The organism is Paenibacillus cremeus, assembly GCF_007786445.1.
GTDB classification, from domain to species: Bacteria; Bacillota; Bacilli; order Paenibacillales; family NBRC-103111; genus Paenibacillus_G; species Paenibacillus_G cremeus.
Genome location: NZ_VNJI01000095.1, coordinates 1 through 9,380, shown reverse-complemented (window position 1 = coordinate 9,380; position 9,380 = coordinate 1). Strand labels below are relative to the sequence as shown.

The 9,380-nt window shown below is 43.4% G+C and carries 13 protein-coding genes and 1 pseudogene; 11 read left to right on the top strand and 3 right to left on the bottom strand.

What is annotated here, in order from left to right:
• Positions 1-272 precede the first annotated feature (272 nt).
• The 8 genes from FPZ49_RS34510 (at position 273) to FPZ49_RS37210 (ending at position 3,842) form a co-directional block, all read left to right on the top strand.
• Positions 273-617 (top strand): ArsR/SmtB family transcription factor, encoded by a 345-nt coding sequence (locus FPZ49_RS34510; protein WP_315899226.1) that lies wholly within the window; start codon positions 273-275, stop codon positions 615-617.
• Positions 618-671: 54 nt separating this feature from the next.
• Positions 672-1,214, top strand: a complete 543-nt coding sequence (locus tag FPZ49_RS34505) for an ArsI/CadI family heavy metal resistance metalloenzyme (protein WP_144855211.1) — start codon at positions 672-674, stop codon at positions 1,212-1,214.
• Between the two features lie 127 nt (positions 1,215-1,341).
• Entirely contained in the window at positions 1,342-1,779 is a 438-nt protein-coding gene (locus FPZ49_RS34500) for an arsenate reductase ArsC (protein ID WP_186446281.1), read from the top strand.
• Between the two features lie 7 nt (positions 1,780-1,786).
• Positions 1,787-2,098 (top strand): ArsR/SmtB family transcription factor, encoded by a 312-nt coding sequence (locus tag FPZ49_RS34495; protein ID WP_144855207.1) that lies wholly within the window; start codon positions 1,787-1,789, stop codon positions 2,096-2,098.
• Between the two features lie 17 nt (positions 2,099-2,115).
• Positions 2,116-2,754, top strand: a complete 639-nt coding sequence (locus FPZ49_RS34490; RefSeq protein ID WP_144855205.1) for an aquaporin — start codon at positions 2,116-2,118, stop codon at positions 2,752-2,754.
• Positions 2,755-2,805: 51 nt separating this feature from the next.
• Entirely contained in the window at positions 2,806-3,231 is a 426-nt protein-coding gene (gene arsC / locus FPZ49_RS34485; RefSeq protein WP_144855203.1) for an arsenate reductase (thioredoxin), read from the top strand.
• 1 nt (position 3,232) lies between these two features.
• Positions 3,233-3,706: an ArsI/CadI family heavy metal resistance metalloenzyme gene (locus FPZ49_RS34480; protein ID WP_144855201.1), complete on the top strand. Its 474-nt coding sequence runs from the start codon at positions 3,233-3,235 to the stop codon at positions 3,704-3,706.
• Positions 3,707-3,716: 10 nt separating this feature from the next.
• Positions 3,717-3,842, top strand: coding sequence for a hypothetical protein (locus FPZ49_RS37210; RefSeq protein WP_261381761.1), 126 nt, complete (start codon positions 3,717-3,719; stop codon positions 3,840-3,842).
• Between the two features lie 246 nt (positions 3,843-4,088).
• On the opposite strand, the gene FPZ49_RS34470 is transcribed toward FPZ49_RS37210, so the two are convergent.
• Entirely contained in the window at positions 4,089-4,508 is a 420-nt protein-coding gene (locus FPZ49_RS34470) for a disulfide oxidoreductase (RefSeq protein WP_144855199.1), read from the bottom strand.
• Positions 4,505-5,254 carry a DsbA family protein gene (locus FPZ49_RS34465; protein WP_186446280.1) on the bottom strand — a complete coding sequence of 250 codons (750 nt, stop codon included), beginning with the start codon at positions 5,252-5,254 and terminating at the stop codon, positions 4,505-4,507. Before FPZ49_RS34465 ends, FPZ49_RS34470 begins: the two co-directional genes overlap by 4 nt.
• A gap of 265 nt (positions 5,255-5,519) precedes the next feature.
• Here FPZ49_RS34465 and FPZ49_RS34460 point away from each other — a divergent pair, with 265 nt between their 5' ends.
• The 3 genes from FPZ49_RS34460 to FPZ49_RS34450 all read left to right on the top strand — a co-directional run bounded on the left by FPZ49_RS34460 (position 5,520) and on the right by FPZ49_RS34450 (position 8,477).
• Positions 5,520-7,109 carry a copper resistance CopC/CopD family protein gene (locus FPZ49_RS34460; RefSeq protein WP_186446282.1) on the top strand — a complete coding sequence of 530 codons (1,590 nt, stop codon included), beginning with the start codon at positions 5,520-5,522 and terminating at the stop codon, positions 7,107-7,109.
• Between the two features lie 34 nt (positions 7,110-7,143).
• On the top strand, positions 7,144-7,776 hold the full coding sequence (locus tag FPZ49_RS34455) for a YcnI family copper-binding membrane protein (protein ID WP_391563909.1): 633 nt from the start codon (positions 7,144-7,146) through the stop codon (positions 7,774-7,776).
• Positions 7,777-7,967: 191 nt separating this feature from the next.
• Positions 7,968-8,477: a hypothetical protein gene (locus FPZ49_RS34450; protein ID WP_144855193.1), complete on the top strand. Its 510-nt coding sequence runs from the start codon at positions 7,968-7,970 to the stop codon at positions 8,475-8,477.
• A 184-nt stretch (positions 8,478-8,661) separates the two neighbouring features.
• On the opposite strand, the pseudogene FPZ49_RS34445 reads toward FPZ49_RS34450, so the two are convergent.
• Positions 8,662-9,221 (bottom strand): annotated as a pseudogene (locus FPZ49_RS34445) (SLC13 family permease).
• Positions 9,222-9,380: the final 159 nt, after the last annotated feature.

The following is a 9,380-nucleotide window of genomic DNA, read 5'->3' as shown; positions in this document are numbered from 1 at the left end:
TTTTTTTATAACCGAAAGCGCTCCAACAGCACGATTGGCTACATGTCACCGGCGCGGTTCGAGGAGCAGTACTACAGGCGTGAGGCCTGAGTTACGGGTGTCCACTTTCTTGACAGAAGAGCAAACTTTAGTAATTGGAGACCTCAGACGACTTTACATCAATTATTTTTGATTTAAATGTTGACCTCTCGAGAAAACCATGGTAAATTGAAATCAACAAAATTAATCAAAAATAATTGATTTAAAGTCTGATCGGAAGGGATGTGATTACATTGAAGAAAGAAATTCCGGTTAGTGTTGTTGCAGAACCAGCGGTGTCTTTTGATGTATACGAACAGAAATTCAAAGCATTAGCTGATCAAAAAAGGCTGCAAATTCTATATGAACTCTGTCAACGCGGAAATACATGTGTCTGCGACTTGACTGACATTGTTGATATGCCTCAATCGAAGCTCTCCTATCACCTTAAGATTTTATTGGACGCAGGTTTGATTACCAAAGAGACAAAGGGGACCTGGAGTTATTACGAGCTTAATCCAACTGAAATAAGCGCGCTTCTCTCCGAGCAACTATGCTGCATTTTTAGACCAATCGATAAATCGCCCGGCTGCTGCTAAATTTTTTTGAACTATTAATCAAAATAATTTGATAAATAAAAAGGAGTGTTGACAATGAAAATGCATGTTGCCATCAACGTTAGAAATCTGAACCAGTCGCTGGAGTTTTATAAGAAATTGTTTAACGCTGAACCTACAAAAGTGAAAGATAACTACGCAAAATTTGAACTTGATCAGCCGGCACTGCACTTTTCGCTAAACGTCCGTCCCTTCGATAATCGAGGCGTGTTAAATCATTTCGGCTTTCAAGTTAAAAATACGGAGGAAGTGCTTGCGGCGAAGACGCGGCTGCAAGAGGCTGGACTCGTATCGTTTGATGAAATGAATACAACTTGCTGTTACGCTGTTCAAGATAAGATATGGGTTACCGATCCGGAAGGCAATCCGTGGGAAGTGTTTTACACCAAAGAGGATAGCGAATTCAAAGCTGCCGAAGATCGTGAAAGCATCCCAACGGTTAGCTGCGCTACACCAGCTGCTGAAGAACGTGAAAGCACCCCAACGGTTTGCTGCACTACACCAGCTGTTGAAGATCGTAAAAGTATGCCAACGGTTTGCTGTGCTACACCTGCTCAGGAAATAAGCTCTTGCTGCTAATTCTTTTAGCCACCGAATCGGTGGCTTTTTTACTTTGTATTTACATAATCTTAATATATAAGTTATTGATTATATAAGCAGATCATTATATATTGATAACATGATTTTGACGATACGAGGTGATGATATGAGTAAGCCTTTACGTATGTACTTTTTGTGTGTTCATAATCGATGTCGAAGTCAAATGGCTGAAGCGTTTGCCAAGCATTTTGCTGGAGATCAAATTATCGCCGGCAGTGCGGGTGTAGAGGAAAGGGAGATTCATCCCATGACCATAAAGGTCATGAAAGAAGCCGGTATCGACATATCAGACTATCGCTCAAAGCGGATTGATATGAAAGCCTTTATCAGCTCCCACATGATCGTAAAACTCTGTGAGCAGGTCAATGAAAAGTGCCCGAGTGTTCCGTTTGGCATTCAAAGTGTTCAGTGGGATATTCCAGATCCTACGCCGGTGAATAGTGGTCACGGCAACATTGAAGATTTTCGCACCGCGCGGGATCTCATAAAAGAAAAAGTGATTCAATTGCTAAAAGAGCAAAATGTTCTCCATGTCTTGAGGTGATATTTGAATGGATCAAATTAATGAAATGGCGGAGCGCTTTAAGCTGCTCGGCGATAAAACCAGATTGACGATCCTTGCATTACTCAAAGAGCAAGACCTTTGCGTTTGTGATATCGTTGAGATTTTGGAGACGTCACAACCCAATGTCAGTCAGCATCTTCGTAAGTTAAAAGATGCGGGACTTGTAAATGAAAATCGAAAAGGTCAATGGATTTATTATGCCCTAGACATTGCTGATAAACCTTACCTGCAGTCCGTAATGGATTATATTCCATCACTTAAAGAGAAAATTGCACAATTAAAAAACAACTGCTGCTAAAGCCTGGGGAGAGATGTATGAAAAAGAAATTAATCGCTGAGTTCATTGGTACCTACTTTTTAATTTTTGCAGGTCCCGGAGCGATGGTTATTGATGAAATCACGAAAAGCATCACACATGTTGGCGTTGCGCTTACTTTCGGTCTTGTCGTCATGGCTCTCATCTATACCTTCGGACATATCTCAGGCGCTCATTTTAATCCAGCCGTAACCATCGGATTTTTGGTCAGAGGAGATATCTCATTTAGAGACAGTGTGTATTACATCATTACTCAGTTTATCGCGGCGATCGCTTCGAGTTTCACACTGCTCTTTTTATTCGGCAATGTAGCTAATTTGGGGTCGACGCTCCCCATTGGATCCGAAATGCAGTCGTTTGTTCTAGAGTTTATTTTGACGTTTGTCTTGATGATGGTTATTTTAGGCTCAGCTGTACATGGCAAAGCGGTAAAAAGCTTTGCGGGTATGGCGATTGGCGGAACCGTCGGACTTATGGCTATGTTCGCAGGTCCCATTTGCGGAGCCTCTATGAACCCGGCACGCTCGCTGGGACCAGCTATTGTATCAGGGGCAACACAGCATTTATGGCTCTACTTAGTGGCAACCGTCCTTGGGGCAGTCGTTGCTTCTATGGTTTATAAAATGCTTCATGAATAAATCAGATGATGTAGTCAAATCTAACTTACAACATAAAAGGAGTTTTTCAACATGGAGAAGAAACCACTAGTTTATTTTTTGTGCACAGGGAACTCGTGCAGAAGCCAAATCGCGGACGGTTTTTTAAAAGCGCTGGGCGGCGACAAATACGAAGTGAAAAGTGCAGGTCTTGAAGCCCATGGATTGAATCCTCGCGCGGTTCAAACCATGAATGAAGCAGGGATTGATATTTCCAATCATACGTCCGACGTGATTGATCCTGAGATCCTAAAAGATGCGGATTACATCATTACACTCTGCGGTCACGCAAACGACAACTGTCCAGTTGTTCGAAATGACAAAGCGGAAAGATGGCATTGGGGCTTTGAGGACCCGGCGAAGGCTACCGGAACAGAAGAAGAAATCACGGCAAAATTCAATGAAGTACGTGACTCCATTAAAAATCGTATCGAGCAGTTTGTGAAAGAAGGTAAATAAGATGATTAAACGGATGCATGTAGCTGTAAACTGCACCGACCTTCAGAAATCGCTTGATTTTTATAAAGCATTCTTTGGATCCGAGCCAACCAAAGTAAAAGACAACTATGCTAAATTTGAACTCGAGGACCCGGCGCTACATTTTTCTTTGAATGTTCGTCCCTTCGAGAAGAAAGGTATACTTAACCATCTGGGCTTTCAGGTAAACAACACCGAAGAAGTGCTGGCAATGGGTGAGCGACTTCGCCAATCGGGATTGCTGCTCATCGATGAAATGAACACGACCTGCTGTTATGCAGTGCAGGATAAGGTCTGGGTTTACGACCCGGACGGCAACGCCTGGGAGATCTTCTACACCAAAGAAGACAGCGAGTTTGAGAGTGCAGGGGATCCGCGGGACATGTCTCTTTGCTGTGCTCCTCCCGCTGCGGCTGAGCGCGTATCCATTGAATTCACATCCTTCAAGAAGAAATAAGGAGAACGAAATGCAAAAAAATTATCAGAATCTGATTGATGATAAGATCTTCTTTGGCGGCGCCGCGGACGTTACAGACATGGTGAAAAACGAAGGCGTAGAAGTGATTTTTTTTATTTCACTCAACAGTGGTTGACGGTGCTATGTATTGAATCATGTTTTTATATTGTCCTGACATTAAGCGGTCTCTGATACCATCGTCGTGATCTTTCGAGAAAAATAACATGATTGTTTCCTGAATAAAATTATGGCCACACCATTTCTGCGAAGCAGCCAGCACAGTCTTGTTCACAGAGCTATCTCTATGGAGTACGCCCGTCAATTAGCTAACCCTACCGAAAAAGCAGGCTCCTCCAAAATACGGAGGAACCTGCTTTTTTGCTTACTTTTGAGTGCTTTCTTTCAGAAATAACAGAACTGTAATTAGTGAGAACGCGATAAGAGCCATGAAAGGAATCGTAATAAAGCCGAGCCAGTTCATGTATTGGCCATTGCATGGAATGCCAACCGTACAAGGCAAAATTGTCGACATGCTAGGCACCTTTTGTTCCAAGTAGTGAAAGAGAGAGAAGCCCATTCCGATGACGCTTAAGATTCGTGCATAGGGTACGATTGCCTGATCGTTTCTGTAAGCGGCCAGACCAAGAAGGGGGGCTAGAGGGTACATGCATATGCGTTGAAACCAGCAAAGCTTGCAAGGTTCGAACCGCATAACTTCGCTTAAGAACAAGCTCCCAAAAAGCGCAATAACGGCGATGATCCAAGCAAAATACAGCCGATAAGTTTTGAATTGGTTAATCATTTCACAGGTTCATCCTTTGCCATCAGAATCGCATTTTTGATGGCGTTATAATTAAAGGTATCCGGACCAGAAACAGCTTTCCCATTGATATAGATCGTAGGTGTACCATTCACGCCAAGTTTTGCGGCAATAGCTTTATCGCTGCTTACATCTTTGGCATATGTTTTGTCATGGATATCCTTTCTCAATTTGTCAAAATCAAGTTTTAAATTAGCGTCTTTCGCGATTTGAACGAGATAATCCTCCGTAGCCCAGTTCGTTTGCTCATCACCTTGCTTGGCATAAACCGCATCGTAAAACTTCCAGAATTCCTCGCCGCTTTGATGATAAACGGCTTCGCCCGCTAGTGCCGCTGTCGTAGAGTCAGCATTGGGACTAATGATAGGGAAGTTGATAAAATGCAGCTGGACCGTCCCGTTATCAATAAAGTCTTTCTTTAATTGGGGAATGATCGTTTTATCGAACTGCATACAAGCAGGGCATTTAAAGTCTGCAAATTCTACGATTTGAATAGGCGCATCCTTATAGCCCAGAGCCGGTTGCTGGTCATACTGAAATTCTTTCGCATCAATGATGTGACCAGAAGGAGACGATTTGGAAGCCACACTATAGATAATTAACGAAACAAATCCAACTAAAATGATCGCAAGCGACCATCCCATAAGCCATTGCGTGCGTTTCCTTTTTTCAGCTTCTCTTTGGAGCTCTTGTTTGTACGCTTTGCTCTCAACTTGTACTTTGCTCATAAATTCCTCCTGGTGACGAATGCACGTGACATGAGTATCATCACGCTGCATAATGTAAATCCGATTATTAACATAATGATAGTAATTGTTTTTTTAAAAGACAATGGCTAACTAGGGCTATTTCTAGTAAGGACGGGTTCTCGGGCTTTTATGTTTCACCAGTGTCCCTGATTTGACACAATTTCAGCGAGAAATAGCCCTATCGAGTCATACTAAAATATCTACTTTGTTTGTATTGTAATGAAGGGGACGGGGGGTGAAGTAAATCCGAATAAAAACAGTATTCGTTTGGCTCGGGCTTTTATTATGCCTGCTTATTCCGACACCGTGTTTCGCTCATGCCACGTTAATCCATGCAGACCCTGCTGCTAACAGTACACTGCCCGTCAGTCCGCCTAAAATCGAATTGACTTTTAACGAACGGCTGGAAAAAGCGGAATCCTATATCAAGGTTTTGAATAAGACAGGAACGCCCGTAACCAGTAATGAAGCCCAATTTAATGAGGATCAAACCCGGCTTGAGCTTGCACTTCCGCCATTACCGGACGGCGTCTATACGGTCAGCTACAAAATTATTTCCGCAGACGGCCATCCCGTTAGAGACTCCTATGTCATATCGATTGGAGATGCAGGGCCGATCAATCAGACCGGCACAATGAATGGCGGCGATATGGCAAGCGGGAGTAATATTCTTTACTATATCAGCCGCTTTGGATATTATCTCGTGCTGCTGCTGCTAACCGGGTGGGTATTTTGGGTCTTGCTGTTCGATTCGAAGAAAGCGGAACATCAAGTAGTACGGGAAAAGTGGACTTTACTGCTTCAACGGGGGTTTCTTATTGCGTCTATCGTTAGCATCTTTGAGCAATTGACGCAGATGATCGACGGATTAGCTGCCAAGGATTTAATCCCTTTATTTTTCGGTACCTATACCGGATATTCTTGGATGATGACCCTCGGCTTATCATTAGTAGGCTTTGTAATTTTACACCGTTCGAAGAAGCTAGACTTGCTCTGGATCATCTTGCTGCTGGGAGCAAAAACGTTGAACGGGCATGCTGTTGCAACAGGTCCGATCCCCGATATGGTAATTATCGATTTTGTCCATTTGTTTGCAGCTGCCATTTGGGTGGGAGGACTACTGCATATTCTTGTTTTTTGGCGGCGCCATCGAGCTTATGTAGTTCCATTTTTAGCTGAATTTTCACCCTTGGCTCTTATAAGCATTGTCCTGCTAGTGATATCTGGTACGTTTTATACGCTTGGAATTTTGCCCAATCTAAAGTACCTCATCTACACCCAGTGGGGCATTCTCTTGCTTGTAAAAGCTTCTTTGACAGTTCTGGTTATTGCCGTCGGCACTGTTCTTCGCCTCGTAATCAAGCGCAAGAATCATCGGGGTACCGCACTTTTTCTAAAGCTCGACATGATGCTTATGGTAGCCATAGTGGTCATTGCAAGCGTGTTTACAACCTTAAATCCTCAGCCGCTGAATAAACCCTTGTTTTGGCATGAAATGGGCACCACTATGCATCTAACCACTAGAATTACTCCGAATGCACCTGGCACGAATACCTTTTCTCTTCTGGTGTGGATACCGGAGACAGAGAAGGATTTGAAACGAGTGCAGCTCATTGTGAAACCTGAAGATCAATCCGGTATCGCGCCGATTGAAATTCCGCTTACTCCTGCAGCTAAAGTCAGTGTTCCCGATGCTAGTATTGCTTTCCATCAATTCGGATATGATGCTAAGGGACCTTATCTACCCTTTCCTGGTAAATGGACTATTGAAGTGAGGGTCCTGGATGCCAATGATGACGAAACGGTATTTTCCCATGAGATGATGATTCATTAATCATTATAAAAAAAAATTAGAAGGATTGATTGCATTGAAAAAAGTACTGAGCACGTTATCTCTTTGTTTTATGTTTATGCTGCTATTCGCAGGGGTAGCCAGCGCACATGTTACCGTTCAGCCCCCACAAACCACACAGGGCACTTATGAAGTATTTAACGTACGTGTACCGACGGAAAAAGACATTCCTACCGTCAAGGTAGAAGTGAAAATTCCGGCCGAAGTCACTATTTCTCGATTCGAGCCGAAGCCAGACTGGAAATACGACTTGACCAAAGATGCGAGCGGTAAAATTACAAGCGTGACTTGGACTGCAACAGGCAACGGCTTGTCCAGCACGGAGTTTGGCAATTTCTTAATGAACGGCAAAGTAGCCGACAACGCGACACAAATCTCTTGGAAGGCTTATCAAACCTATAAAGATGGTAGTGTTGTGGAATGGGTAGGAGCTGAAGGCTCTGACAAACCAGCCTCTGTTACGAAGGTAAACCCTAAGGCTGCGGGAAGCGGACCGACAGGGCATGACTCTGCTACTTCCGCTCCTGAAAAAACACAATCACCTGCAGCCGCCGGCAGCTCCAATACGGCATTGTACGTTGCTATTGCAGCGCTTATTTTCGGCGTTATCGCCATCCTTATTTCGATTTCCAAGAAGAAGACTGCTTAAGGGCTAAGGTGCACAACAAACCCAGTATCGTTAGTGGTACTGGGTTTGTTGTATATAATGGAAAAAGTAAGTCATCCAATCAAGGGTACTCTTCCTTTTGTTTACATTTGATCCTCAGATAATAGAATCATTCTCATAAGGCTTGATTCATATAAGTATTTAGAGGTTGATTGTTTCAGGAGGAGATAAATATGCTGTTTTATTACTTAAGTATGATTGGTACATTGGCGCTTACAATCTATGGAATCTTCTTAACGTGTCTTCATCGGAAAAAATTGACTTGCATGGCAGGAATGATGATCGCCATGACGCTAGGGATGATGGCAAGTCTTACGCTTGGAACGATATTGGCAATTCTTATGAATGACTTCGTTACGTCAACCATCCTATCTGTCCTTGTGGGAATGCTTGTCGGTTATTGGACAGGTAAAGGTGTAAGCTTAATGGCTTCGATGGATGGAATGCTGGCTGGGATCATGGGCGGCATGATGGGAACCATGCTGGGCGCTATGATCACCAAGCCTATTACCATTGTGGCGTTTGTAGATGTCATCTTTTTATTTATCGTCTTAGTTCTTAACCAATTGATTCGCGAAGAATCAGGTAGCAAAGCATTAATGGGTCGACTAGGGAACGATAGCTTTATAACCATTGTGATAGGAACCGCGATCACGGTATTTGTACTTTTATATTTTGAATAGCTTGGTCTGACATCAGAAACAACTCTGCAGTATTAGATTAAATAGCGGACCCCAATATACGCGCTGGCTAAAATAACGGATAACAACATAATAGGGAATCCATATTTTAGAAACGCGAGGAACTTAATTGGATATCCTTCTTTACCTGATAGTCCGGCTACAATCAAGTTAGCGCTCGCCCCGATCAGTCGTTACCACCAAGACAAGCACCAAGTGCCAGGCTCCACCATAGAGGCTCTAAGTTTTCTACCCCCATAGTTCCCATTTCCTGAATCATGGGGATCATAGTGGCGACAAACGGAATATTGTCAAGGAAGGCTGATGCAATAGCGCTAAGCCAAAGGATTAGCATAGAGGTGGCGATTGGATTCCCTCCGGTAAGTTCAATTGCCTTTGCAGCTAACTCGGAGATGCCTCCGGTTTCCACCAAGCCTGATACGAGCACGAAAAGTCCGACAAAGAAGAAGATCGTCGTCCACTCCACCTTTGTAAATGCATTCTCCATCGCATGCTCGCCTGTTAGGAGAAGCAAAAGAATGCGCCTGTTAAGGCAACGGTTGCCGACTCCAGATGCAGCAATTGATGAAGGAAAAAGCCGAGGATGGTAAGTCCCAGGACGGTCAGACTTTTAATTAGCAGAGGACGGTCTGTAATGACTTCTTTCTCATCAATCAACATAATGCTTTTCTGCAACTCGGGCGTCGTCTGAATTTGTTTACGGAATAAGATTATGAAAATTGGCATAACGGCAATCAAAATAATAAATACGACCGGTGTTAGATTATTAACTCAACTTTCGCAGCTTATATCAGCCAATAAAACCTTGATATAGCTGGGCAAACCGGCAATCCACTGCTGGACTTGACTGATAAGAGTAGACTTCTCCCGTTTCGTTTTGGTCTG

Excerpts from the sequence above, each read along its gene's own strand:
- FPZ49_RS34490 (WP_144855205.1), top strand. The coding sequence starts at position 2,116 with ATGAAAAAGAAATTAATCGCTGAGTTCATTGGTACCTACTTTTTAATT.
- FPZ49_RS37210 (WP_261381761.1), top strand. The coding sequence starts at position 3,717 with ATGCAAAAAAATTATCAGAATCTGATTGATGATAAGATCTTCTTTGGC.
- FPZ49_RS34495 (WP_144855207.1), top strand. The coding sequence starts at position 1,787 with ATGGATCAAATTAATGAAATGGCGGAGCGCTTTAAGCTGCTCGGCGAT.
- FPZ49_RS34470 (WP_144855199.1), bottom strand. The coding sequence starts at position 4,508 with ATGATTAACCAATTCAAAACTTATCGGCTGTATTTTGCTTGGATCATC.
- arsC (WP_144855203.1), top strand. The coding sequence starts at position 2,806 with ATGGAGAAGAAACCACTAGTTTATTTTTTGTGCACAGGGAACTCGTGC.
- FPZ49_RS34450 (WP_144855193.1), top strand. The coding sequence starts at position 7,968 with ATGCTGTTTTATTACTTAAGTATGATTGGTACATTGGCGCTTACAATC.
- FPZ49_RS34465 (WP_186446280.1), bottom strand. The coding sequence starts at position 5,254 with ATGAGCAAAGTACAAGTTGAGAGCAAAGCGTACAAACAAGAGCTCCAA.
- FPZ49_RS34500 (WP_186446281.1), top strand. The coding sequence starts at position 1,342 with ATGAGTAAGCCTTTACGTATGTACTTTTTGTGTGTTCATAATCGATGT.
- FPZ49_RS34480 (WP_144855201.1), top strand. The coding sequence starts at position 3,233 with ATGATTAAACGGATGCATGTAGCTGTAAACTGCACCGACCTTCAGAAA.
- FPZ49_RS34505 (WP_144855211.1), top strand. The coding sequence starts at position 672 with ATGAAAATGCATGTTGCCATCAACGTTAGAAATCTGAACCAGTCGCTG.